This window comes from Vogesella mureinivorans (assembly GCF_007644035.1).
Classification (GTDB): Bacteria; Pseudomonadota; Gammaproteobacteria; order Burkholderiales; family Chromobacteriaceae; genus Vogesella; species Vogesella mureinivorans.
The window spans coordinates 1-23,771 of sequence record NZ_VMTV02000471.1 but is presented as its reverse complement, the minus strand read 5'-3'; the positions used below and the strand labels follow the sequence as shown (position 1 = coordinate 23,771).

Genomic DNA, 23,771 nt, shown 5'->3' with positions numbered 1-23,771 from the left:
ATGAATATCTTAACATTTCACATGCTGGCTGGCAGCACCTCATCCCTCCGGTGGATGGGGCAGGGCCGCGGGGCAAGGCAGACTGAGTTTTTCCCACCAGGAGATTGCCATGTCGTTTCGCAACAAGATCATCGTGATTACCGGCGCCGGTACCGGTATTGGTCAGGCGTGTGCCCGCCGTTTGGCTGCCGAGGGGGCCCGGCTGGTATTGATTGGCCGCCGTGCCGCAATGCTGGAGGCCGTGGCTGCGGAGACTGGCGGCCTGACACTGGCTGGTGATGCCGCCAGCAGCGACGACTGGCAGCGCATGCTGGCCAGCATCCTGCAGCATTACGGTGCGATTGACGGTTTAGTGGCCTGCGCTGGCGGTATGGGGCAGGGTGACATCTTGCAGACGGATGACGCGCAATGGCAGCAAGCGATGGCGGCCAACCTTGGCACTGCCTTTGCCAGTGCCCGAGCCTGCCTGCCGGCCTTGAAGCAACGCCGTGGCAGCATCGTGCTACTGGCATCGATCGCCTCGCTGGCAGCAGGGCCGGGTGTGTGCGGTTACACCACCGCCAAGCATGGCCTGCTGGGACTGATGCGGTCACTGGCCCGTGATGTCGGCCCTGATGGTGTCCGGGTGAACGCCGTGTGCCCGGGCTGGGTACGTACACCGATGGCAGATGAAGAGATGCAGCCGTTGATGGCGCATTACGGCGATAGCCTCGATCAGGCTTACCAGCGTGTCACCGCTGACGTGCCGTTGCGGCGGCCGGCAGAAGCGCACGAGATTGCCAGTATTTGTCGCTTCCTGATGTCGGACGAGGCGGCCATCCTGACGGGTGCCAGCATTGTGGCCGATGGCGGCGCCAGCATCGTGGATGTTCCCACCCTGGCATTTACGCGCATCTAAGTCAGCCGGTAGGCCGGTAGCGAGGCTACCGGCCTGCTTCGCTTACAAGCTAACGACCGAGGACTCCGGCAGGGTGGCGCCGCCGTCCACCACGATGGTTTGCCCGGTGATGTAGTTGGCCGCACCGGATGCCAGAAACAGCATGGCTGCCGCAATATCCGCCGCCTCGCCCAGCCTGCCCAGCGGGATAGCGCGGGCGATATTGTCGTTGATCGCATCATCCCCCAGATTGGCCATGGCTGGCGTGCGGATCATGCCCGGCTCCACCCCGTTGACGGTAATGCCGCTAGGCGCCAGCTCCAGTGCGGCGGCACGGATGAAGCCATTGACGCCAGCTTTTGACGCCGCGTAATGCGCTAGCCCCGGGTAGGCCACCCGTGGGCCGGTGACCGATGAGGTAGCCAGAATGCGCCCGCCGGGTTTGGGTAGCCAGGGCAGGGCTGCCTGGGTTAGCCAGAACAGCGCTGACAGATTGACGGCCAAGGTGCGCGAAAGCACGGCTTCACTGATCTCGGCCAGCGGCGTCAGCGGAAAGTAGGCGGCATTGTGCAGCAGGATATCCAGCCGGCCATGCTGCTGGCCGATGGCCAGCATCATCTGCCGGATGGCGTCGGGGTCTGCCAGGTCGATGGGCCAGGCTTGTGCCCGCCCACCGTCTGCTTGCAGTTGCTGCGCGGCTGCTTCGGCCTGCTCCGCCTGGCGATCGGCAATGATGACGTGGGCACCGTGGGCGGCAAAGGCGCGGCACAGCGCCAGGCCAATACCCTGTGCGCCGCCGGTGACCAGCACAATATGCTGGTCAAAGTCGGGAACGTAAGAGGGGGTAAGCATGAGGTCTCCCGCACGGGCAGCCGCTAGCGGGCTGCCCGTATTGATCAGGCTAGCGGATGGCGGGTGGTGTTCAGCACCTGGGCCTGGGCGCCGACTGCAAAGTTGGACAGCGCGCTGAAGTCACCGCTCTGGTAGCCGACAATCTTGCCGTCGGTCTTGCCCTGAGCCAGGTCGATCAGCACCACGCCCAGTGTCGGCACAATCTTTTCGCACCACACGAACAGGTACAGCGCATCAGCCAGTTTCACGTAATAGCAGCGGTCAACATCGGCCAGCCCCTGCTCCACGCCCTGCAGGCATTGCCACGCATAGAAGTGGCTATTCAAGTAAATGTGTTCGTAGCACTCCGTCTGGCTGTAGCGGTACAGGTTGCGCATGCCGATCAGCTCATCGGTTGGGTGATGTAGGCGCTCGCCAGCCTGTACCGGGCGATCTATCGTGCCGTGGGTGATCACAGCCTCCACCGCCGTCAGCGGCAGCCCTTGCGCCACACGCCGGAACGGGTCGATACGGGTTGTTGCTTCGTCAGGCAATTGGCCGTCGATGCGGGTAAACAGGCCGTGGGCAAGGTCCAGCACCAGGCTGAGCGAGGACCGGCTGTTTTCTTGCGGTAAACCATCAATCAGATAGCACTGCGGCCGCAGCGAGGTGACACGGCAGCGGGCGTGCAGCGTAACGTCGCCTTGCGTCAGCTGCAGTGCGTCATGCTGGCTGAGAGTGAGTACTGCGACACGACCGGTGTCGTCATGCAACTGGAACTGCCGGCCGGCGAGCTCGTTGCAGGCAGGCAGTGTGTGGTTGGCGGGGGCAAAACCGTCGGCAAGCGCACCGACCTGAATGAATACGGGTTGATCCATGAGCGTCTCCATTACGAGGGGTCACCATCAGACAGGTGATGGTCGCAATGTAGTGAGACGCAGCTAGCGCGCGTATCAGCCAGAGGGATGAGGTCACGGGAACGTCACCTGATATCAGGTGCACCATATCTGCTATGCCATCTACAGCAGACCAAAGCTCAGGTCGCAAGCGACAGGCTGCTTACTCCTGCTGCCACCAGCTCGCGCAGATAGCGCAGTGGCGGGTGTTGCTGGTTGCGGCGGTGCCACACCAGTTCGATATCGATATACAAGTCGTCGGGCAGTGTAATGGCAGCCAGTTCGCCGTGCTGGCGTAGCAGCGGCAGGTAGAGGCTAGGCTGGATCGATAGCAGCGCAGTTTGTTGCAAGGTCTGGGCGATGGTGCCGAGGTTGGCCGCTTGTGCCACGATGCGACGCTGTAAGCCGTGCTGGCCAAACCAGTGGTCTACGGTACCGCTGGCGGTACCGCGGTAACTGCTAGCCAGTTGTGGTACGGCGGCCAGTGCCGACAGTTCAGGCTGTGCGGGGAGCATGACTTGTTGCGGCGAGTACACCGCGCTGAAGCCTGCCCGGCCTAGTGACTGACGATCGTGCCAGGTCTGCAGTTGCAGCGGGGCAGCGGTAAGCACCATGTCCACGTCGTGACGGTCCAGCGCTTGCAGTTGCTGGTCAATTTCCAGTAGCTGAGCCCGCAGCAGCAGACCAGGGGCTTCTTGTCGTAGCCTTGCCAGCAGTGCCGGGTAGAGCAGGGTTTCGAGTCCGTCTGGCATGGCAATGCGTAGTACGCCTTGCATCTGTGCTGGCGTCTGGACTTCGTCATGGGCTAGCAGGCTGCGCGCATCCTGTAACCAGTTCGCCACAGCCGGGGCCAGTGCCAGCGCGCGCGGGGTGGCTTGCATGCGGTTGCCTTGCCTGACAAACAGCGGGTCGTCCAGCAGGCGGCGCAGGCGGCCCAGGGCATGGCTCATGGCTGGCTGGCCGATGCTGAGGCGTGCAGCGGCGCGGCTGACGTGCCGCTCCTGCATCATGGCATCGAACACGACCAGCAGGTTGAGATCCAGCCGTAGCAGCTGGCTATGGTTATCGATATTGTGCATGGGTACTATATTATTAATCGATTTCATCGATTATAAGCCGGCATCGATAATGGTGTTTTGTCTGTTACCACCATCGCCATGTTTAACCTGCTTCCCCGTCACCTGACACGCCATCACGTGCTAATTGTGCTCCTGCCCATGCTGGACTACCTGCAGAACGTCATGCTGATGTTTGGCGCAGGCGCCATCCTGGCGGGTAGTGGCGGTACGTTGGCAGACTTTGGCCAGCTGGTGGCTGCCTGCGCCGTCGTGAGCTGCGTGATGATTGCCGCGCATCGCTGGTGCGTGCAGCGCTTGGGGTACCGGCGTTTCCTGCAGTGGTCTCTGGGGATGTTGTTTCTGGGCGCCGTATGCTGTGCCTTGGCCGACGGTTTTGACGGTTTACTGGCTGGGCGTCTGCTGCAGGTGCTGGGAGCGTCTGCATTGTTTACCGCTGCGCGGGTGCAGATTCAGCACTATCAGGGGCCGGCACGTGGGCAGGCCATCTTGTTGCTGCCGCTGGGCATCATGTTGGGGGCTGGCAGCGCGCCCTTGCTAGCGGCCGTCTGTCTGGAATGGCTGGGTTGGCGTGCGCTGTTTTGTCTGCCTGCGCCCTTGATCCTGCTGGCGTTATGGTTTACCCGGGCCATGCCTGCCCACGAGCCGGTTGCCGATAGTCAACCCAGTAGCGGGGCGGCTGCCGGCCTGCTGTGGCTGCTGCCAGGCGTTGCCCTGTGGCTGTTTGCTTTAGAGCAGGTACGACAGGTTCCTTTGGCGGCGGGTGGGCTGAGCTGGGGGCTGGGTATGCTCGGCTGTGTGCTATTGCTGGGCCATGTCTACCAGCAGTCGCCCCGGCAGCGCGGGTTGCTGCCGTATGCCCGCTTTGTCTCGGCCCATTACCTGTGGGGAATGGCGGCCTACAGTTGTGGTTATGTGCTGGCGGCAGGCATGGCCTACCTGCTGCCGTTGTATCTGCTGCATGGTCTGCAACTGAGTGTATTGACGACCGGCGTACTGCTGGGTGGTAGCACCTTGTTGGCGATCCCCTGTGTGGCGCTACATTTTGTGCTGATGCGACGCTGGCCGTATGCCGCTCGCTATGTGTTGCTGGCTATGCTGGCACTGGCGTCGGCTTGCAGTTTGCTGGCTGGTGCCGGGTCTCAGAATATCGTTGTCTTGCTGCTGGCATGCACGCTGTGTCACGCCGTATTCATGCCTTTCCTGCTGGGGACGGCTGCGGCGACGACCTTTGTCCGGGTGGAAGAGCAGGTATTCAGCCAAGCATATCAAGCCAAGAATATGTTGCGCGAGTTGGCGGGAGCGCTGGGGGTATCGTGGGCGGGTTTGTGTTTGCAGGCGCTAGCAGGCCTGCCCAACGAGCACTTGCCGATTATGCCGCAGGTGTTACAGCAGGTTATGCCTTTAGTATTTACGGGGGTGGCGGTGGTAGCTTTGCTCTGCGGGGGGCTATTGGCGTGGCAGCGTCACCGGCTAGATACCAAGGTTCGGGCTAATGCTTGAACGCTTATGAAGTTTGGTGGTGAAGACGGCCTCTTTTCTGCCTGCAAGTTGATCTGAATTGCCCCAGTTTTTTCTGATGCCTCTGGAGCCTCGCAAGATTTACTAGGTTGATCAGCTCAGCCCGGCGGCCAGCCTGTCTCGCTGCCGCCGTATGCCGTCAAAAATGACCTGTGCCAATTCCGCCGGAAAATCTACTGGCAGTGTTTGCGCAACGTCTTCTAGCACCTTGTCTGTGCAATCTATCAGCTCGTTCAGCAGTGTCTTGGCCCATGCTTCGGTCAGGCCGCTGCTGCGCGCTTGTGCCAGCCAGTGGCGTGGCCGGATGTGGTCGATCAGATAGTGGTGGCTTTGTCCGCGTACCGCCATGGCCAGCTTGGCTTTTTGTGGCGCCACCTTGCCGGCACCATGGCCGATGACAGGGTGGGCAGACAAGATGTCGTATAGCGGTGTGGCTCTATAACGGCCGCCCGGCAGATGAAACAGGCTGAAGTTTTTGGCGTGGCCGTCGGTGGCAGCCAGCAGCCAGAACACCACTTGGGCCTTGAAGAACTGCTGGCGGTCAGTTTCGCTGTTTTCGGAGCCGGCCAGAATATCGAGGATGCGCGCCATGCCCGGGCCGCCATCGCTCTGGTACTTGAGGTGGGGCGGGGTGCCAGTAGCCTGGCAGAAGTCTTCTTGCGGTAGGCGCATTAGCCAGCTGCCGTCTGCGGCTAGCCGGCGGTCAAAACGTTCCACTACCAGTACTTTCTGCGCGTCAAAGCGGGCAATGTCGCAGCGGGCTACCGGCAGGCCAAATGCGGCAACCAGCTGCGCGCAGAGCCATTCGTTTTCTACCGAGCTGCGCATATCGGCTTGCATACCGCCTACCAACCCCATGGGCAGTTTCAGGATATGGGTAGTGGGCGTACTGCCCAGCGGGCGCTGCCAGCGCCCTTCGTGGTATAGCAAGGCGGTTTTCTCCTGCGCGCCGGCAATGGATAAGCGCAGGTCGGTCTCATATTCCTGTTGGCCAGGTGCGCCAGCATGTACTGTTTGTTGCAGCAAGCTGGCGATATCAGCTTCTGTTAGCGCTTCTCCGTGGATGCTGTGCAAGTCTTGCGGTGTTTCGTCTGGGGGTAGCAGTTGCAATGCGCCGACGCAGTCGCGCCCTAGTGCGGCCAGCAGGGTAAACGCAGCGCTGTCGCTCAGCCGGTAGCGTTGCGCCAGGCGGCGGCGGATGCTGTCGCTATCGGGTAGCAGATTATCGAAATAGGCATTGACCACGGCACCGCGATACGCGGCATTGCCGGGTAAAAACGGCAGTGACAGCGACAGTGGCCGTGCTTGCGGGTGATGCAGCCAGCTATCGTGGTAAGTGAAGGTTTCGCCGCTACGGGTGAGCGCCCATTCGCCCACCAGTAAACCATTCATCCATACATTCAGCTGTTGCCGGTGACTCTTGCGGCCCATCTCACCACGCCTCGTCGCTGACGGTGGTCTGCTTGTCATCGCGGGTGTGGATTACCAGTTCCGCATCCAGCGCCCGCAGCAGTTTGCTTAGCCGCTCCACGCTGGCTGCGGCCGGGCGGGCTTCCAGCCGGGCATAGCTTTGCTGGCTGATGCCCAGTCGTTCGGCCAGCTGTGTCTGGGTGAGCCCGGCGCGCTGGCGCAGGCTGCGCAGCATGGCGGGCAATTGGTCCGGGGTGATGATGGGATAGTGCATGGTATCCGAGTCCGTATAGGGTACGCATTACATGCTATGTGTTGTAAATGCAAAATACAACTTTTAGGTTGTTAATCAATTTTACAACGTAAAGGGTGTGGAAAATCTGGTCGCGGCCGACAGGTAATCACGGTGGAGAAGGAAGGTTTTGTAGCTTGAAGCTTGCGGTGGCCGGCAGTCGTAACGGAGGGGGCTGGCTGTGCGAGCTCGCTGCGTGAGGTGCCGTGGCCGCCGGTATGTCGTGTCCGGTGCGCAGTAGCTGATGGATGAATGGGTGCCAGTGACATCTCGCAGCGAAACCGGCTACCCGACGGTCAAAAAACCTGCAAATTGCCGAAAAAAAGTGTGACACTTTTCCGGTGCCTGGTTTGCATCGCATTTCCTGGACAGGTTCGTGATGGCTTTAGGTAAGTGTCTGTCTTGAAAAGTGATTCTAGTGGCGGGTGATTCTGTGGTGATGCGGATGATGGCGAAAATTTGCCCTCATAACCCGAAGGTCGTAGGTTCAAATCCTGCTCCCGCAACCAAACACAAACCCCTGATTCAATTGAAAAATTGGATCAGGGGTTTTGCGTTTTCTCTCCTCCGTTTTGGGCACAGACAGGCTTCTGTGCCCATTTCTGTGCCTAAACCGTGCCCACGCATGCCGCTGAATCGGCATCGGGGGCGATAAGCACGCCGCGTTTCCCCCCGCTTCAAAGCAGAAACCCTCAGGAATGTCAGCCGCGCGGTTACTTCACGGCCGCATTACCGCCGTCGGCATATAGCGCCGACCCGGCGACGAAACTGGCCATCGGGCTGGCCAGGAATACGATGGCGGCCGCGATTTCCGCCGGCTGCGCCAGCCGCTTCATGGCGTGCAGGCCGGCAGCCCAGGCTTGTTGTGCCTCGTCCCCAGCCATGGCGGTGAGTGTGCCGCCGGGCAGTACCGCGTTGGCGCGTATGCCTTGCGCTGCGTAATCGGCCGTGATGCCTTTCACCAGCCCCATCAGCCCGGCCTTGGCTGCACCATAAGCCGCCATGCCGGGCAGGCCCACACTGTTGCCGACAAAGCTGGAGGTAAATACCAGTGCGCCACCGCCGCGTAGCAGCATGGCAGGAATTTGCGCTCGTGCCGCCAGAAAAGCTGCGCCGAGCTTGCTTTGCAGTGTGGCGTCCCACTCGTCGGTTTGCAGCTCGGCCAGTGGCCGCATGGCGCGGGTGCTGCCGGCGTTGTTGATAGCGATATCCAGGCCGCCAAAGTGTTGCAGTGCGGCGTCCACGCAGCGCTGATGGGTATCGGCGCGGGTAACGTCGCCGGCTACCACGTAGACGCGGCCGCCTTCGGCCATCAGCTGTGCTGCCAGCGTTTGCAGCGGGCCCTCCTGGCGGGCATTCAGTACCACGGCTGCGCCGTGTGCTGTCAATAAGCGGGCGGTGGCTGCGCCGATGCCGGCTGAGGCACCTGTCAGCATGGCAACCTTGTCTTGTAGCAGTGTCATGTGGGGCTCCTGTGGAGTGACAGGGGCACTGTAAAGCTGGCGCAGGCTTGCGGCAGCCCGATTCTTGCGCAGTTGCCTGCCAGCTGGCCATGCCGCGTGGTGCGAGCAGCGTGGTGGTGGTGAGCGCGCGCCTGGCTGTACTGATGAATGAGCCATGTCTTGCCGATGCGCCTTCCTATCATTAGTAGTTCCAGTGCATTGCGTACCCTTGCCGGGTTTTATTGCCGTGGCTATCGACAGGCCTGCTATTGAGCTTTACCGGCTGAGCCCCCATGCTGCATGGCTGCCGCACCCGGGTTTGCCGTGTGCGGCCAACCCTTGCCAACAGGAGCCTTGAATCATGCCTATCCGATGTCGCCACCTTGTACTGATGGCTAGCCTGGCCTTGTCGCTGACTGCCTGCAGCACCTTGCCGCCACCCGGCATCCTGCCGGTGACGGGTTTTGACCTGCAACGCTATAGCGGGCAGTGGTACGAGATAGCGCGGCTGGATCACCGCTTCGAGCGTGGCATGAGCGACGTGCGCGCCAGCTACACGCCGCAGGCCGATGGCAGCGTGGCGGTACTGAACCGTGGCTACGACACTGCCAGCGGCCGCTGGCAGCAGGCGCTGGGGCGGGCGTATTTCAATGCCGACCCGGCCACCGCCTCGTTGAAAGTGTCGTTTTTCGGCCCGTTCTACGGTGGCTACCACGTGGTGGCGCTGGACCCGGCCTACCGCTGGGCGATGGTGGCTGGTAACGACCGCAGCTACTTGTGGCTGCTAGCACGTGATCGCCAGCTGCCGGACGACGTGAAAACGCGCCTGTTGGCCCAGGCGCAGGCGCTGGGCTTTGATACCGGCAAGCTGATCTGGGTTAGCCAGCAGCGCCGTGACGACGCGCCAGCCGCGGCCAACTAAAACGGCCTGTCGCCCAGAATGGTGGCGCGGTGCATGATGCGGTGCGCCGGGCGGTAGTCGTCCACGGCGTAATGCTGGGTGACGCGGTTGCTCCAGAACGCTACGCCGCTTGGCTGCTAGCGCCAGCTGTATGCCGGAATGGGTGTAGCCGCGCCAGGGTGAGAGGTGGTGATGGCCCACCGTAGCTCGCGAAAGCAGGCGCTGGGTACAGCGTGCCAATCGCCAGGCTAGCTCCGCCGGTGCGGATAAAACAGGCTGTCGGGCAGTGGCTAGCGTAAGGGCGATAGGGTCATGTATAGCTTTGCCGCGGCGGGGTAGTGGCAGGGCTGATGCTTTATCAAGACTGATTGCAATTTATTGTTGATACTTATTGAATGGAGCTGCCTTGCCTGTCTGGCAGCAGGTCGGCAAGAAACGCGCGCAGCACCGCCGATTGCGGCACGCTCTTGCGGGTAATGGCGGTGAATGGCCAGTCGGAACGAAAGCGTTGTGGCGCTATCTGGCGCATGTCGCCGCTGACCACCCAGCGGCTGGCGTAGTGGCTGGGCAGAAAACCGATATAGGCGCCGGACAGGATCAGCATCGCCTGCGCTTCGATGTTGTCCACCGTGGCTGCCGCTTTGTGCGCCTGTAGCTGTTGCAGGTCGCGCTGCTGCAGGTAGCCGCGTGCCACGATATGGCTGGCGGCAATATGCTCGAACAGCTCCGGCTGTTCATCGTTGGCCGCAAACAGCTGGCTGTGGCGGCTGCAGAACAGGCCGTCCGGCTCCTGGTACAGCTGGCTGTAGTCCAGCCCGGCCACCGGTAGCGGAAAGTGACCGATGGCAATGTGCAGGCGGCCATCCAGCACCCGCTCTTCCAGCTCCGCCGGCATGCCGATGTAGACTTCCAGGTGCACATCGTGGCCGCGGCTCACAAAGCGGCGCAGCGCGCGCGTCAGCGGCGAATCGGCATCGCTGATGGTGTTATCGATGATACCCAGGTGCAACTTGCCGGAGATGCGCTGTTTCAAGGCACTGGTTTCGGTACAGAAATTGTCCACTGCCAGCAACAGCTGCCGGGTGGCCTCATAGGTGGCGCTGCCGTGCTCTGTGAGGCGAAAACCGCCGCGCCCGCGTTCGCACAAGGTCATGCCCAGCCGGGTTTCCAGATTGGTCATCTGTTCGCTGATGCTGGACTGGCTCATGTTCAGCGTGGCCTGCGCGGCAGAGAAACCGCCGCACTTCACGATAGCCATGAATACCCGCAGCAGCTTCAGGTCCACATCTTGCAGTTGCTTCATGCGCGCGCTCCCTTCTGTTGCTTTCGATAAACATCCTGCAGCGAATGGTAGTAAAACCCCGCCTTTACCAAGCTGGATGGCCGTTGGGCCTACTTCGGCAATCCCGATGCGTGTATCTGATTTTTATGATGTTTTCGACGCGAGTCTCTGTGCATAGTCATGGAAACACTGGGTGCCGTGCAAGCCCCAGCCGTACCAGTACATCACATGCGGGGATAGGCTCATGTCGAAAAACAGTTACGAAGAAGGTCGCCTGAACCTGCCGTTCGTCGGCCACTGCACCTTCGCCAAAGCCCCGGTCTGCCTGGACTGGGAGCACATCGATGCCGATGTGGCGATTCTGGGTGCCCCCAATGACATGGGTACCCAGTGGCGCTCTGGCGCCCGTTTCGGGCCGCGCGGTATTCGCGAGGCATCCACGCTGTTCTCTTTCGGCCATGCCGGCGCCTACGACTTCGAAGACGACGTGATGTACCTCACCCGCGAAGACGTACGCATGGTGGATGTGGGCGATGCCGACATCGTGCATACCGATATGGTCAGCAGTAACGCCAATATCGAGCTGGCGGTACAAAAGATCCTGGCTGCCGGCGCCATGCCGGTGGTGCTGGGCGGCGATCACTCCATTCACGCGCCGGTCATCAAGGCGTTCCAGGGCAAGGGCCCTATTCATATCCTGCACATCGATGCCCACCTCGATTTTGTCGACGAGCGCCATGGTGTGCGCTACGGCCATGGCAGCCCGTTGCGCCGCGCTTCAGAGATGGACCATATCGTCGGCATGACCCAGCTGGGTATCCGCAATGTGTCGTCCTCCAACCGCGACGACTATGCCGCAGCCCGTGCTGCCGGCTCCACCGTGCTATCGGTGCGCCAGGTGCGCATGCTGGGTGCCGCGGGCGTGCTGGCACAGATTCCGGAAGCGGCCAACTACTACATCACCATCGATATCGATGGCTTCGACCCGTCCATTGCCCCGGGTACCGGCACCCCTAGCCATGGTGGCTTCCAGTACTACGAAGTGCTGGAAATCATTCAGGGCCTGGCCAAGCGCAGCCAGGGTCGCATCGTCGGTATGGACCTGGTGGAAGTGGCCCCGGCCTACGACCCGACCGGGGTGACCTCCATCCTGGCCGCCCAGCTGCTGATGAACAGCATCGGCTTCATTTTCCACGCCCGCGCCGAAGCACGTCGCGGCTGAGCCGCACCTGTCATGCCAGCCATCCTCGCCTGGGCGAGGCGGTCAAAGAGAAGGGGAAATCAGCATGGATCAAGTCGTACAGCAGTATCTGGATAAATACGGGATTGCCGATGCTACCCGCCAGTTTCTTGCCAAGCCGCAGAAAATGTTCATTGGTGGCCAGTGGCTGGATGCCAGCGATGGCGCCCGTTTTAAGGTGATCGAGCCCTCCACCGAAGGTCAGGTCACCACCGTGCCATCCGCCACGGTAGCCGACCTGGACCGTGCCGTGGCTGCGGCGCGCGCGCAGTTCGATGGCGGCGAATGGCGTCAGCTCAAGCCGCTGGGGCGCGAACGCCTGCTGCACCGCCTGGCTGACCTGATGGAAGAACACGCCACCGAGCTGGCGGAGCTGGAGGCCATCGACATGGGCAAGTCGGTAGCCTTTGCCCGCGATATCGACGTGCAGGGTTCGGTGGATACCCTCCGCTACTTTGCCGGCTGGGCAAGCAAGCTACACGGACGTGTCGTGGCACCATCGTCGTTGCCGGGCAATTACCTGGCCTACACCCTCAAGGAGCCGGTGGGCGTGGTGGCCGCCATCGTGCCGTGGAACTTTCCCCTGCAGACTATGGTGTGGAAGCTGGCGGCCGCGCTGGCCGTGGGGTGCACCATGGTGATCAAGCCGGCGGAGCTCACCTCGCTGTCCACGCTGCGTTTTGCCGAGCTGGTGCAGCAGGCCGGTATTCCGGATGGCGTGGTGAACATTGTTACCGGTCGTGGCAGCGTGATCGGTGCCGCCATGACCAGCCACCCCGGCATCAATAAGCTCACCTTTACCGGCTCCACGGAGGTTGGCCGCAAGGTAGGCGCTGCCGCCGTGGATCAGCTCAAGCATGTGACGCTGGAGCTGGGCGGCAAGTCCCCGGTGATCGTGCTGGCCGATGCCGACCTGAAGGCTGCTGCCAACGCGGTGGTGAATGGCGTGTTCTTCAACGCCGGCCAGGTGTGCGATGCCGGCACGCGTGTCTACGTGGCGCGCAGTGTGTACCAGCCGTTTCTGGACGAACTGGTGGCGCTGACCCGCGACCTGAAGATCGCTCCCGGCCTGGATCCGGGCTGCTACCTCGGCCCGCTGGTGTCCGCGCAGCAGAAGGACAGCGTGCTGTCCTATATCGCCAGCGCTATCGAGGAGGGCGCGCAGCTGGTTTGTGGCGGCAAGGCGCTGCCTGGCCCCGGCTTTTTTGTGGAGCCGACCATCTTTGCCCACTGCCGCCAGACGATGCGCATCGTGCGCGAGGAAATTTTTGGCCCGGTGCTGGCCACCATGCCATTCGACGATGTGGATGAAGCGGTGGCACTGGCGAACGATACGGAATACGGGCTCGCGGCTGCAATCTACTCCAATGACCTGAGCCTGGTGCACAGCCTGATGCCGCGCATCGAGGCCGGCATGGTGTATGTGAACGCCCACGGCACCATCGACCCGGCACTGCCGTTTGGTGGCGTCAAGGGTTCCGGTTTCGGCAAGGACCTTGGCGCCGAACAGCTGGATCACCTGATGACCACCAAGGCGGTGTGGATCACGCTGCCCTGATTTGCCACTGTCGCCAGCACGGCGCGCGTAACGCGGCGGGCTGGCCACCACCTACCCAGTTTTCAGTATGCCTGGCAGACGCCAGACAAAGCATAGAGGTGACTCTGATGGATACCATGCAAGACAAGGAACGTGCAGCGGACCTGGAGCAGCGTATCCGCTGCTATGAGGAACTGGAGGCGCAAGCGCAGTGGCCTGGTGCCATGGGCGCGGCGGATTACCTGGCAGCATTGTTGCTGACCTTGGGGCTGGTCGTTGTCTGTTATGTGTGGGGGTGTGAGCCATGAGCCATCATCGTGATGTGGAATTTCGCGTGGCGGCAGAGCGTGGCGATACGCCACTGCTGCCCGGGGAGCGTATCTGGGGCTTCTGGGAATTCTCCTACGCCAACTCCGCGCTGGCGATTGCCACCTGGGCATTCCTGATTGGCGGTGCCACCGCGCTGTTCGTCGGGCCGAAGGAGGGCATTGCCGCCATCATTATCGGCAACATTCTCGGCGTGATGCTGGTGGCACTGCCAACCTGTCTGCCTGGCGGGCGATACGGGCTGGAGCAGTTCACGTTCCTGCGTAGCGTGTTCGGCGCCAATGGCAGCCGGCTGGTCTACGTATTGGCGGTGGTGTTTCTTACCATGGGCTGGCTGGCGGTACTGGGCATGATGTTTGGCCGCTCGGTAGATGGTCTGATTGCGCTGGTGGACGCCCACCAGGCGTCACCAACCGGCCCGCTGGCGTTGGTGCTGGCGGTTCTCTCCATCGTGCTGACTGGCTGGATGGTGGCCAAGGGGCCAACCTCGATCAAGTTCTTCAACATGATCGTGGCACCGGCGCTGGTGGCCCTGATGCTGGGCATGCTGTGGATGATCTTGCAGAAGCACGGTTTTGCGGAGCTGATGGCCATGCCTGCGCTGGCGCCACCGACAGAAAACAAGCACCTGAATTTCATGATCGCGGTGGAAGTGAACATGGCGGCAGGGTTTTCCTGGTGGCCGTACCTGGGCAATTTGGCACGTCTGAGCAAGAACGAGCGCACCGCCTTCTGGCCGAATGTGGTGGGGATCTTCGGGGCGGCTTCCCTGGGTGAGATTGTCGGTCTGCTTGGTGCGGCCTCGATGGGCAACAGCGATCCCACCATCTGGATGACCAATGTTGGCGGTGTGGTGGTTGGCGTGGTTGCCCTGGGATTCATTGCCTTTGCCAACGTCACCAGTATGGTCAACATCCTGTACACCTCCATCGTCGGTTTGCGCCAGATTGCCTGGGACAGCCTGCGGGCCATGAAGTGGGAACGGCTGGTGGCGCTGTTCTGCGTGATACCGGTAGCCATTGTGATCTTTACCCCAGGCATCTACGACGGCTTTTTCATCTTCCTGGTGTGGACTTCGGCCCTGAACAGCGCACTATCCGGTATCGGTATTGCCGACTACTTCCTGCTGCGGCGTCAGCGCGTGAGCCTGCGCAGTGTGTTTGCCGCCGAAGGCCGCTCACCGTTCCGCTTCTGGGGGGGCTTCAACCCGGTGGCGCTGCTGGCGTTGCTGGCTGGCTTCCTGATCTACGTACTCATCTTTAATCCACAGACACTTGCCGCTTCGCCGCTGTTTGCCGTGCTGTCTGCCTCGTTGCCGTCCTGTGTGCTGGCTGGGGTGGTGCATTATCTGCTGACCCGTCTGCTGGTCATACCAAAGGGGTATGGCGACTACCCTGCGGCAGCCTCTGCCCGTGTCAACGTTGGCCGCAGCCGTGCTGCTGATCGTTAGTCAGGAGCAAGCATCATGGCGCAGTCTTTCGACTACATTATCGTGGGGGCCGGCTCTGCCGGTTGTGTGCTCGCCCACCGGCTGACCGAGGACCCGAAGGTCAGCGTGCTGGTGCTGGAATACGGCGGCAGCGACAAGAGCGTGATCATCCAGATGCCCAGCGCGTTCTCCATCCCGATGAACACCAAGCGTTACAACTGGCACTTCGAGACCGAGCCCGAGCCCTATCTGAACAATCGCCGGCTGCATTGCCCCCGCGGCAAGGTACTGGGAGGCTCTTCGTCGATCAACGGGCTGGTGTACATCCGTGGCCATGCCTACGACTTTGACGAGTGGGAATCGCTGGGGGCGAAGCACTGGGGCTACCGTCACTGCCTGCCGTACTTCAAGCGTGCCGAAAGCTTCACGTTTGGTGCAGACCACTACCGCGGTGGCGACGGCCCGCTGGCCACCAACAACGGCAACAATATGGCCAACCCGCTCTATGGTGCCTGGATAGAAGCCGGTGCCGAGGCCGGTTACATTAAGACCGATGACTGCAACGGCTATATGCAGGAAGGCTTTGGCGCCATGCACATGACGGTGAAGAACGGCGTGCGCTGCTCCACGGCGAATGCCTACCTGCACCCGGTGATGCAGCGCCCGAACCTGACCGTGCTGACCCATGCCATGACCCGGCGCATTTTGCTGGAAGGCAAGCGCGCGGTGGGCATCGAATACGACCAGCGCGGCCAGACCCACACGGTGCGTTGCCAGGGCGAGGTGCTGGTGTCGTCCGGGCCGATCGGCTCGCCGCACCTGTTGCAGCGCTCCGGCATCGGCCCGGCGGCGGTGCTGCGCCAGGCTGGCATTGAACTCAAGCACGATCTGCCGGGCGTGGGGGAAAACCTGCAGGATCACAGCGAGATCTACATCCAGTACACCTGCAAGCAGCCGATTACCCTCCACAGCAAGATGAGCCTGTGGGGTAAGGCGATGATCGGCCTGCGCTGGTTGCTATTCAAAGATGGCCTGGGCGCCAGCAACCACTTCGAGGCGGGTGGTTTCATCCGCTCCGGCAAGGGGCTGCGCTGGCCGGACATCCAGTTCCACTTTCTGCCGGCGGCGATGCGCTACGATGGCGACAAGCCGTTCAAGGGGCATGGTTTCATGGTGCTGACCGGCCCCAACAAGCCCAAGAGCCGTGGCTATGTGCGCGCCCGCAGTGCCGACCCGTACCAGCATCCCGAGATCCGTTTCAACTATCTGGAAAGTGAAGCGGATCGCGAAGGCTTCCGCCGCTGCGTGCGGCTGACGCGCGAGATTCTGGCGCAGCCAGCGATGGACTACTATCGCGGTGAGGAGCTGGCGCCGGGGCCGCAGGTGCAGACCGATGCCGAGATCGATGCCTTCGTGCGTGCCAATATGGAAAGCACCATGCACCCGTGCGGCTCCTGCCGCATGGGCGAGGACGACATGGCGGTGGTGGATTCCGAGCTGCGGGTGCGTGGTATCACAGGCCTGCGGGTAATTGATTCCTCGGTGTTCCCCACCGAGCCGAACGGCAATCTGAACGCACCCACCATCATGTTGGCGGAGCGTGCCGCCGACCTGGTTCGCGGCCTGGTACCGCTGGCGCCGGAGGATATGCCGGTGGGCGAGGTGGGCGGCTGGGAAAGCGCCCAGCGCAGCGGCCAGCCCAAGCGGCAATACAGCGTCTGATGGTTGTTGTGTCGTTGCCTGCCTCTGCGGCCAACCTTTCATCAGTGGGCCTTGCCTTGCACTGGGCTACCCGACTACAGCGCCACCGGCACCCAGCCCGGTTGGCCGGTGGTCACTGTCGTCATGCGCTGCGGCCAAGCTGGTCAGTGGCTACTGTCGTCTGTCTCTTGCAGGTCATCTCGAACACATGACATGAGTAGGGGATGATTTGCGCCGAAAGAAACGATGTTTTCCTCCTTGGTAGTAGAAGGCATGCTGGCTGAGGCGACAGGTTAAGCTGTGTTGTGCGGGTGTGAAAAAAACAATGCGCCACTTGTCCGGGTTCGCATGGCGCTTAGCGGTGCCATCTCATCCTGATCTATGGGGACGATTGCAGCCTGTGCGCTATGTGTGGTCAGCCTGCGGGTAATCGCATCGTACGGTCTGCATATTTGGCGCATTGCCCTACCATGTACGTTTTGCCAGAGGTCGGGGGGCTGGGTATGGATGTGCTATGTGGGACAGTGTTTTATTGGTGTTATGTAAACATAACTATAGTATTTAAATGTAATTCTTTATATTTAAATATATAAACTGGGAAAACTTTCCGGCTAAGCTTGTCATGAGGAAAAACTCTGATAATTTACCCGCCACCAGTCTAGTCTGGCGTGGCTTGCAGGCTTGGCGTCACTTAAATGGTGGCGCTTTATTTTTGTGCTGCGCTTTCGTCACTAGCCGACCCGCGCCGGGTCGATATTTGATTTATTTGACATGGCAGCCATGCTGCGGTCAGCGTTTTTGATACAGGTTGACATGCCTCACTCACGACAAGACATCGCCCTTATCGCCTCGACAGGTGGCTGGCGGCCAACCTTGCAGCACGATCAGCACCTGCACGTCTTCACCAGCCTGACACAGCTGCCGGCAGACATGAACCCGGCTGCTTTTTTGCTGGCAGACAGCCACGATGCCAGTTTGCTGGATACCCTGCGCAGCCTGCGTGGCCACGCACGTTTTGCCAGCCACCTTGTGTTTCTGTGTCCGCGCGACGAGCAGCAGGCCATGCTGGCGCTACTGACAGATGGTGTGTGGCAGGCAGCGGATGAGATGGCACGCCAGATCAGCCTTTGGCAGCAGCGGCAAGCCTTGTTGACCCTGCAGCATGCCGACCCGTATCTGCAGCGGCTGCTGTCCTACTTGTGGACGCGCGAGCAGGGGAGTTTGCAGCCGCTACGCGACTGGCGCCGCGCCGGTGTGTATGGTTACCCGCTGGCCGAGTGCCTGACCGGTCATGAAGACACTGCGCAGCTATTGATACAGCAAGCCTTGCAGCAGGGCCTGCTTGTCCCCGATACGCTGCATGACCGCCTGCGTGCTTGCCCGTCTTGTGCCAGCGCCCACCTGAACTACATCGACTTGTGTCCGTCTTGCCATCACCACGATATCCGTCAAGAAAGTGCCATTCACTGCTTTAACTGCGGCCATGTGGCGCCGCAGGGGCATTTTCGCCAGCAAGGCACGCTCACCTGTCCCAATTGCAGTAGCCGCTTGCGCCATATCGGTAGCGATTACGATCGGCCGATGGAAAACTATCAGTGCCTTGCATGTAGCGAGCTGTTTATCGAGCCCGCCATCCGCGCGCGTTGTACCGCCTGTGAACACGCGTGCGAGCCGGCACAGCTAAATACGGTAAAAGTGCACGATTACGTGCTGAGCGAACGCGGCAAGTTGCTGTGCCGACATGGCGACCAGCTTCGTGAGCTACAGGTATTTCGCCTGTTGGGTGGCTTGGTGTCGCCTGAGCTGTTCCGCTTTAACCTGTCCTGGGTCGACCAGCTGTGCGTGCGTTATCCACAGCAGCCTTATTCGCTGGTGGCGCTGCGTCTGGGCAATGTGCCGCAGCTGGTGGCACAGCACGGCTACCAGGCCACCATGCAGCAGCTGGAGCGTTTGCAGCAGCTGCTGCAGGAGCATATTCGTAGCACCGATCTGGCCACCTTGCTGACCGACGACCTGTACCTGATCTTGTTGCCCAATACGCCGGTGGCAGGTGTAGCCTCGCTGCAGCAAAAAATCCAGCACGTTCTGGCGCAGGGTATGAGCGATGGCCTGGCAGTAGAGCTGTTGATGCACAGCTACAGCACCCAGCCTGTACAGCATCAGGCACAAGATACCGGCTTGCTGCTTGATGCCCTTTGCAATGCCGTGTTGCCATGAGCAGCCTGAGCCTGGCTGCCGTTGCCCTGGCTTTGCAGCACTGGTTGCAGCAGCTGCAGACCGACCCGTTACGCCTGAGCGTACTGCTGTTTCCCATGTTGCTATTTATGGAGTTGCCCTACTATCTGGCGGTACTGGCCGGCCTGATGCGCCATGTGCTGCGTAGTCGGCTGCAATGGTACCCTCGCTGGCCTTATTACCCGTCGGTCAGCTGCCTGATTACCTGCTACAGCGAGGGTGAGGCGGTAGCGCCCACACTGCACACACTGTGCGAGCAGGATTACCCGGGTAGCCTGGAAATCATTGCCATGGTAGATGGTGCCATCCAGAACCACGTCACGATGCAGGCCGTACAGCGCTTTATCCGGCAGCATGGCAAACGCTACCCTCACCGACGCATCATCATGTTGCCCAAATGGCAGCGTGGCGGGCGGGTCTCCTCGCTTAATGCCGGCTTTGCCATGAGCCGTGGTGAAATCGTCATGGCGCTAGATGGCGATACCTCGTTTGATAACGATATGGTTAGCAAAGCTGTACGGCACTTTGCCGATCCGAAGGTGGCTGCCGTGTCTGGCACGCTCACTGCGCGTAACGCCAACGTATCATTGGTTGCATACCTGCAGGCTATGGAATACCGGCTATCGTTGCTGATGGCCAAGACAGGCCTGAGCGAGCTGGGTGTACTCAATAATGTTTCCGGTGCGTTTGGTGTTTTCCGCGCCAGTGTGCTGCGCCAGATTGGCGGTTGGAACACCGGAACGGCAGAAGACCTGGATCTGACGCTGCGCCTGAAACAGTATGTGCGGCGTAATGATCTGCGTATTGTGTTCGAGCCGCGTGCTGTGGGGCATACCGATGTGCCCGAAACCTGGCGGCTGTTTTTCCTGCAGCGTCTGCGCTGGGACGGTGACCTGGCCTACCTGTATCTGCGCAAGCACCGCCATGCCTTTTCACCGCGCCTTACCGGCTGGCCGCATTTCATCGCACTAGTATGGAGTGGGCTGTTGTTCCAGATTGTCGCCCCCTTCACCATCTTCCTGTATTTCATCTGGCTGGCCTTCATTCTGCCGCTGCCCGCCTATCTGGCGCTTCAGTTACTGGTTTATTTCTACTATCTGCTTATCTCGGTATTCAACTACCTGTGTTACCTGGTGGTTAGCAGCAGTCGACCGGGTGTCGAGTCAGTGGACCTGCTTTGGCTGCCGGTGTTCTGTCTGTATATGCTGCTGCTGCGCTTGTGGAGCAGCGTGGCAATCCTGAACGAACTGCTGCGCCGCGGGCACGAGGAATCCTCTATGGCGCCGTGGTGGGTACTGAAAAGGACGACAAGACATTGAGCAAACGGGGTTTCTTCTACGGCATGCTGCTGCTATGCGGGCTAGCCGCGACACTACACGCGGGCGAGCTGGCCACGCTGGAACAGGCCTATCTGCAACATGGTGCCGACACCCGGCAGGCTGCTTACGCCGGGCAGGCGGCCCAGGGCCAGTTGCAGCAGTTACAGGCCATGGTTGGCTGGCAGCTTTACGCCACGGTAAGCCCGCGCTTGGGGCGCGAAGGCGAGGGTGCTAACAGCAGCGGCGTGGAAAGCACGCTGGGTATAAGTCACGCTTTGCTGGGTAGCCGCGAGCGTTTGCAGCGCGATGTGGCTATGGCACAGCTACAGCTGACACAGGCAGAGCTGCGCGCTCGCCAAAGCCAACTCGTCGGGTTGCAGCAGTTGCGCCTGGCGTATCTGGACTACACGCACGCCACATTGCAGCTCGCCCTGGTACAAGCTTTTCTGTCCCAGCAGGAAAAGGCCACGCCGCATTTACTTGCCCGGCGGCAGCAGGGCTTGATGCTGCCTTCCGACGAACAAACCTACCTGGCAGGCATCAGCGAAGCACGGCTGCGCCAGGAGCAGGCCCAGGCGCAGCGCAGCCAGGCATTACAGCAACTACGCCAGCTCACTAGCCTGCCGCTGGAAGAGCCGTTGCAACTGGCTGCCTTCCGTGGCCAGCCAGCCAGTGATGAGCAGCAGGCCATTCTGGCCCTGCCGGCCCTGCAAGAGCCCTATCAGCGTTGGCAGCAATGGCAGCAGCAAGCGCAGTCACGCTGGGATGGCATCAATGCCAATGTGGCAGTAGGTCTGGGCCAGAAGCAGGACAGCCGTGGCCGCCTCTACGGCAATAACAACCTGCAAGCCAACCTCAGCCTTAACATGCCCCTGTCGCTGGACGACTACCGCAGCGGCAGCAGACAGCAGCGGCAGGCCGAAGCGGATGCCGCATTGCTGGCGTACGAACAGGCTCGCCAGCAGTGGCAAACCAGTCGCGAGCAGCAGCAATCGGCACTGCGCTTGGCGCGGCTTGAACAGCAGAATCAGGGCGACTACCTGCGAGCCCTGCAGCAGGCGCTATTCGAACGCCAGCTGCGCGCCCAGCGTCTGCCTGGCGATACGCTGGAGCAATGGTTGGCCGCACGATATCGCTACTACCGTCAGGCGCTGGCCATGCTGGCTGGCTGGCAGCAAGAGCAGGCGGCACTGGTTCGTTTGGCTGCTCAGGGTGATGGCATTGCTGCCGATGCCCCGCTGCCGCAGCCATTGCAGCAGCCATTGCAGCAGCCAGTCAACCTGCCCGAATCGGCTCAGCGTGCAGCCAGTGAAGGGCAAAGAACGGCGGTAAGCTGGGGTAGCTACGTATGGGATAGCCGCCAGGCTTTGAAAGACCCATGGAAGGTGGTGGCCGCATGGCAGCGTTATGGTGTACAGCGGGTGCTGCTGGGCCTTACGGCGGCCCAGATTGCCTCCCCCCATCTGACTGCCGACATGGCCCGCCTGCTGGACTCCGCACACCAGCACGGTATCGCGGTAGAGCTACTGTTGGGCGACAGTAGCTGGATAGCCCCGGACGGGCGTGCGGCGTTGCAAGTGCTGCTACAGCAGTTGGCCACGTTGCGTATGGATGGCCTGAGCCTGGACCTGGAAATTGAGCAGCTACCAAACTGGCAAAGTCGGCAGGCTGCACTGCAGCAACAATGGTTGCAGACATTGGCCATGGCCGCACGTACAGCAGCCTGGCCACTGGCGGCTACCTTTCATCACCGTCACTTGGCCATGCCCGGCCTGGGCCGGCAGCTGCGCGAAGCCGGGGTGCAGCGTGCAGACATCATGCTGTTCAGCACGAGTACCCATACCGTCAGCCTGGGCGTGGCGCGTGCTACAGCCGCCCTGGACGGATTGCCCTTCAGCATGGTGCAAAGCGTGGAAAAAATACTGCCGGCCCAGGAAAGCCAATACCAAAGCGGTACTGCCGGCTTGCGCCGTATGGCGCAAGCACTGCAGGCTGCGCATTGTCGCATGATGTTTATCCAGGACTGGGCCACACTCCAGACGTTGTTACCATGAATATCCGCTTTACTCCGCCACGTCAGCAGCCATCAGTAGACCATGGCCTGAATGTGCATTACGCCCCGGCCAAGCGCCAAGCCTACCGCTTGCGCTGGTACCTGATCCTGCTGCTGGTGGCTAGTCCATTGCTATACTTTTTGTGGCACACAGCCCAGCTGTTTTGGCAGCATGAAGCACCGGGTTATGTGGATATACCCAGTTACACGCTGGCCAGCCCGCAAAGTGGCGTGGTCGCCAGTGTGACAGCGCGACCCGGTAGCCTGGTGCGGGCTGGCAGTGTTTTGCTGACCCTAAGTAACCCTGCACGCGAAGCCCAGATTCGTCTGTTGCAGTCGCAGATCACCGCAGTGAAATCGGCTCCCCAGCCTGCCACGCCTGCGGTCAGCCCAGCTTATGTGCGTTATCTGCAAGACTCGCTGGCCAACTATCAGACATTGTTTCGTGCCGGTGCCGCCACCCGTGCCGAGCTGGACGAAGCGGTAGCCAAGCTGGCTGCCGTGCAGCCTGCGCGCCCAGCGGGCCTGGGCGTGCCCGATACCCGTGTGCTGCAACGCGACCTGGATAGCTTGTTGGCACAGCAGGCTGGCATGCAGCTGCGGGCGCCGTTTGACGGCCTGGTCAGCCAGTTTTCGCTGCTACCCGGTATGCCGGTGCGCGAAGGCGAGCCCTTGCTGCAGCTGCAGCAATCCAATCAGCTGCAAATCATTGCACTGCTGCCAGAACGCTTTGCCCACCAGGCACTGCCGGGGCAGGCAGTCGAGGTGCGCTGGCCCGACGGCAACCGCAGCCCAGCCTTGATTCGCCATAATGTGCAACGCAGCGATGCCGTTCCGCCAACACTCAGTGAATTTGGCGAAGCACAGCAGGGTATCGTGGTCGGTTTGCAGCCTAGCCTGCCAGTGCCTACGCATTATCGTGTACGCCAGCTGCGTGTGAAGATTGTGCTACCTCATCAATGGCCCTGGCAGTCGAACTAGATGCCTGTTCGCGGTTTAGTGCCTTTGCGGTTGATACGGTAGATCATGCCGTAGACGTCCCGCACATCCATGATCTGGTCCACCACAGGTATCAGGGAGACCAGGCCACCAATAATTATGGCGGCATTACCGGGTTGTTGTTCAAAGTTGCCCAATATCAGGTCTTTGCAGAACTTAACGATGTCATCTACCAGTCGCATCATGCTTCCCCTGATTCGGGATGGATACTTTGCAGGCGTTCCCTGGCAAGGATTTGCTCTGCTTCTTGTTTTTTTGGATTGATAGCTGGTGTCTTTTTCTAGTGGCGGTGGTTGCCAGTCACGGCCGTCTTCTCCGTTACCCCCGCCACAAACAGGCTGATGTGCTGGCCTACGTTGTGCAGCCAGCGCCGGCCGCTGGTCTGGTTGGTGTCGCGCTGGGC

At 61.0% G+C, this 23,771-nt stretch carries 20 protein-coding genes; 12 read left to right on the top strand and 8 right to left on the bottom strand.

The window, feature by feature from the left end; all coding sequences use genetic code 11:
• The first annotated feature begins 109 nt into the window (after window positions 1–109).
• A complete protein-coding gene (locus FLQ44_RS12480) occupies window positions 110–898 on the top strand; it encodes an SDR family NAD(P)-dependent oxidoreductase (RefSeq protein WP_147694641.1) in 789 nt (262 codons plus the stop codon).
• Window positions 899–940: 42 nt separating this feature from the next.
• On the opposite strand, the gene FLQ44_RS12475 is transcribed toward FLQ44_RS12480, so the two are convergent.
• The 3 genes from FLQ44_RS12475 to FLQ44_RS12465 all read right to left on the bottom strand — a co-directional run bounded on the left by FLQ44_RS12475 (window position 941) and on the right by FLQ44_RS12465 (window position 3,683).
• Window positions 941–1,729, bottom strand: coding sequence for an SDR family oxidoreductase (locus FLQ44_RS12475; RefSeq protein WP_147694640.1), 789 nt, complete (start codon window positions 1,727–1,729; stop codon window positions 941–943).
• 44 nt (window positions 1,730–1,773) lie between these two features.
• On the bottom strand, window positions 1,774–2,586 hold the full coding sequence (locus FLQ44_RS12470) for a MoaF C-terminal domain-containing protein (RefSeq protein WP_147694639.1): 813 nt from the start codon (window positions 2,584–2,586) through the stop codon (window positions 1,774–1,776).
• Between the two features lie 158 nt (window positions 2,587–2,744).
• Window positions 2,745–3,683 (bottom strand): LysR family transcriptional regulator, encoded by a 939-nt coding sequence (locus tag FLQ44_RS12465; protein ID WP_170252966.1) that lies wholly within the window; start codon window positions 3,681–3,683, stop codon window positions 2,745–2,747.
• A 117-nt stretch (window positions 3,684–3,800) separates the two neighbouring features.
• Between FLQ44_RS12465 and FLQ44_RS12460 the strand changes: the two genes are divergently transcribed.
• The gene (locus FLQ44_RS12460; RefSeq protein WP_170252965.1) at window positions 3,801–5,183 is read left to right on the top strand and encodes an MFS transporter; all 1,383 of its coding nucleotides are present in this window, start codon (window positions 3,801–3,803) and stop codon (window positions 5,181–5,183) included.
• 111 nt (window positions 5,184–5,294) lie between these two features.
• On the opposite strand, the gene FLQ44_RS12455 is transcribed toward FLQ44_RS12460, so the two are convergent.
• The 3 genes from FLQ44_RS12455 to FLQ44_RS12445 form a co-directional block, all read right to left on the bottom strand.
• Window positions 5,295–6,632: a type II toxin-antitoxin system HipA family toxin gene (locus FLQ44_RS12455; protein ID WP_147694636.1), complete on the bottom strand. Its 1,338-nt coding sequence runs from the start codon at window positions 6,630–6,632 to the stop codon at window positions 5,295–5,297.
• Between the two features lies 1 nt (window position 6,633).
• Entirely contained in the window at window positions 6,634–6,885 is a 252-nt protein-coding gene (locus FLQ44_RS12450; protein ID WP_147694635.1) for a helix-turn-helix domain-containing protein, read from the bottom strand.
• A gap of 731 nt (window positions 6,886–7,616) precedes the next feature.
• Complete coding sequence (locus tag FLQ44_RS12445; protein ID WP_147694634.1) at window positions 7,617–8,366, bottom strand: SDR family oxidoreductase; 750 nt, start codon at window positions 8,364–8,366, stop codon at window positions 7,617–7,619.
• Window positions 8,367–8,706: 340 nt separating this feature from the next.
• Between FLQ44_RS12445 and FLQ44_RS12440 the strand changes: the two genes are divergently transcribed.
• Window positions 8,707–9,267, top strand: a complete 561-nt coding sequence (locus tag FLQ44_RS12440) for a lipocalin family protein (RefSeq protein WP_240801268.1) — start codon at window positions 8,707–8,709, stop codon at window positions 9,265–9,267.
• Window positions 9,268–9,634: 367 nt separating this feature from the next.
• Here the strand turns inward: FLQ44_RS12440 and FLQ44_RS12430 are convergent, their stop codons facing one another.
• On the bottom strand, window positions 9,635–10,549 hold the full coding sequence (locus tag FLQ44_RS12430) for a LysR family transcriptional regulator (protein WP_147694632.1): 915 nt from the start codon (window positions 10,547–10,549) through the stop codon (window positions 9,635–9,637).
• Window positions 10,550–10,772: 223 nt separating this feature from the next.
• Between FLQ44_RS12430 and speB the strand changes: the two genes are divergently transcribed.
• The 9 genes from speB (at window position 10,773) to FLQ44_RS12390 (ending at window position 23,350) form a co-directional block, all read left to right on the top strand.
• Window positions 10,773–11,750, top strand: a complete 978-nt coding sequence (gene speB / locus FLQ44_RS12425; RefSeq protein ID WP_147694631.1) for an agmatinase — start codon at window positions 10,773–10,775, stop codon at window positions 11,748–11,750.
• Between the two features lie 64 nt (window positions 11,751–11,814).
• Complete coding sequence (locus FLQ44_RS12420) at window positions 11,815–13,326, top strand: aldehyde dehydrogenase family protein (protein ID WP_147694630.1); 1,512 nt, start codon at window positions 11,815–11,817, stop codon at window positions 13,324–13,326.
• A gap of 107 nt (window positions 13,327–13,433) precedes the next feature.
• Window positions 13,434–13,613, top strand: a complete 180-nt coding sequence (locus tag FLQ44_RS12415; RefSeq protein WP_147694629.1) for a hypothetical protein — start codon at window positions 13,434–13,436, stop codon at window positions 13,611–13,613.
• Window positions 13,610–15,082, top strand: coding sequence for a cytosine permease (locus FLQ44_RS12410; RefSeq protein WP_147694628.1), 1,473 nt, complete (start codon window positions 13,610–13,612; stop codon window positions 15,080–15,082). Before FLQ44_RS12415 ends, FLQ44_RS12410 begins: the two co-directional genes overlap by 4 nt.
• A 15-nt stretch (window positions 15,083–15,097) precedes the next feature.
• Complete coding sequence (betA, locus tag FLQ44_RS12405) at window positions 15,098–16,783, top strand: choline dehydrogenase (RefSeq protein ID WP_147694627.1); 1,686 nt, start codon at window positions 15,098–15,100, stop codon at window positions 16,781–16,783.
• 792 nt (window positions 16,784–17,575) lie between these two features.
• Window positions 17,576–18,979, top strand: a complete 1,404-nt coding sequence (locus FLQ44_RS12400) for a TackOD1 domain-containing metal-binding protein (protein WP_170252964.1) — start codon at window positions 17,576–17,578, stop codon at window positions 18,977–18,979.
• Window positions 18,976–20,316 (top strand): glycosyltransferase family 2 protein, encoded by a 1,341-nt coding sequence (locus FLQ44_RS12395; protein ID WP_147694625.1) that lies wholly within the window; start codon window positions 18,976–18,978, stop codon window positions 20,314–20,316. Before FLQ44_RS12400 ends, FLQ44_RS12395 begins: the two co-directional genes overlap by 4 nt.
• The gene (locus tag FLQ44_RS23680; protein ID WP_170252963.1) at window positions 20,286–22,370 is read left to right on the top strand and encodes a TolC family protein; all 2,085 of its coding nucleotides are present in this window, start codon (window positions 20,286–20,288) and stop codon (window positions 22,368–22,370) included. The genes FLQ44_RS12395 and FLQ44_RS23680 overlap by 31 nt, the downstream gene beginning before the upstream one ends.
• Window positions 22,367–23,350, top strand: a complete 984-nt coding sequence (locus FLQ44_RS12390; RefSeq protein ID WP_170252962.1) for an HlyD family secretion protein — start codon at window positions 22,367–22,369, stop codon at window positions 23,348–23,350. The genes FLQ44_RS23680 and FLQ44_RS12390 overlap by 4 nt, the downstream gene beginning before the upstream one ends.
• On the opposite strand, the gene FLQ44_RS12385 is transcribed toward FLQ44_RS12390, so the two are convergent.
• Window positions 23,347–23,553, bottom strand: coding sequence for a hypothetical protein (locus FLQ44_RS12385; protein ID WP_147694623.1), 207 nt, complete (start codon window positions 23,551–23,553; stop codon window positions 23,347–23,349). The two genes, FLQ44_RS12390 and FLQ44_RS12385, sit on opposite strands and share 4 nt — an antisense overlap.
• Window positions 23,554–23,771: the final 218 nt, after the last annotated feature.

Bases quoted from the DNA above. Each gene is read 5' to 3' on its own strand.
- speB (WP_147694631.1), top strand. From the start codon at position 10,773: ATGTCGAAAAACAGTTACGAAGAAGGTCGCCTGAACCTGCCGTTCGTC.
- betA (WP_147694627.1), top strand. From the start codon at position 15,098: ATGGCGCAGTCTTTCGACTACATTATCGTGGGGGCCGGCTCTGCCGGT.
- FLQ44_RS12395 (WP_147694625.1), top strand. From the start codon at position 18,976: ATGAGCAGCCTGAGCCTGGCTGCCGTTGCCCTGGCTTTGCAGCACTGG.
- FLQ44_RS12385 (WP_147694623.1), bottom strand. From the start codon at position 23,553: ATGATGCGACTGGTAGATGACATCGTTAAGTTCTGCAAAGACCTGATA.
- FLQ44_RS12450 (WP_147694635.1), bottom strand. From the start codon at position 6,885: ATGCACTATCCCATCATCACCCCGGACCAATTGCCCGCCATGCTGCGC.
- FLQ44_RS12455 (WP_147694636.1), bottom strand. From the start codon at position 6,632: ATGGGCCGCAAGAGTCACCGGCAACAGCTGAATGTATGGATGAATGGT.
- FLQ44_RS12475 (WP_147694640.1), bottom strand. From the start codon at position 1,729: ATGCTTACCCCCTCTTACGTTCCCGACTTTGACCAGCATATTGTGCTG.
- FLQ44_RS12415 (WP_147694629.1), top strand. From the start codon at position 13,434: ATGGATACCATGCAAGACAAGGAACGTGCAGCGGACCTGGAGCAGCGT.
- FLQ44_RS12410 (WP_147694628.1), top strand. From the start codon at position 13,610: ATGAGCCATCATCGTGATGTGGAATTTCGCGTGGCGGCAGAGCGTGGC.
- FLQ44_RS12445 (WP_147694634.1), bottom strand. From the start codon at position 8,366: ATGACACTGCTACAAGACAAGGTTGCCATGCTGACAGGTGCCTCAGCC.
- FLQ44_RS12470 (WP_147694639.1), bottom strand. From the start codon at position 2,586: ATGGATCAACCCGTATTCATTCAGGTCGGTGCGCTTGCCGACGGTTTT.
- FLQ44_RS12440 (WP_240801268.1), top strand. From the start codon at position 8,707: ATGCCTATCCGATGTCGCCACCTTGTACTGATGGCTAGCCTGGCCTTG.
- FLQ44_RS12400 (WP_170252964.1), top strand. From the start codon at position 17,576: ATGCCTCACTCACGACAAGACATCGCCCTTATCGCCTCGACAGGTGGC.
- FLQ44_RS12465 (WP_170252966.1), bottom strand. From the start codon at position 3,683: ATGCACAATATCGATAACCATAGCCAGCTGCTACGGCTGGATCTCAAC.
- FLQ44_RS12390 (WP_170252962.1), top strand. From the start codon at position 22,367: ATGAATATCCGCTTTACTCCGCCACGTCAGCAGCCATCAGTAGACCAT.
- FLQ44_RS12480 (WP_147694641.1), top strand. From the start codon at position 110: ATGTCGTTTCGCAACAAGATCATCGTGATTACCGGCGCCGGTACCGGT.
- FLQ44_RS12430 (WP_147694632.1), bottom strand. From the start codon at position 10,549: ATGAAGCAACTGCAAGATGTGGACCTGAAGCTGCTGCGGGTATTCATG.
- FLQ44_RS12420 (WP_147694630.1), top strand. From the start codon at position 11,815: ATGGATCAAGTCGTACAGCAGTATCTGGATAAATACGGGATTGCCGAT.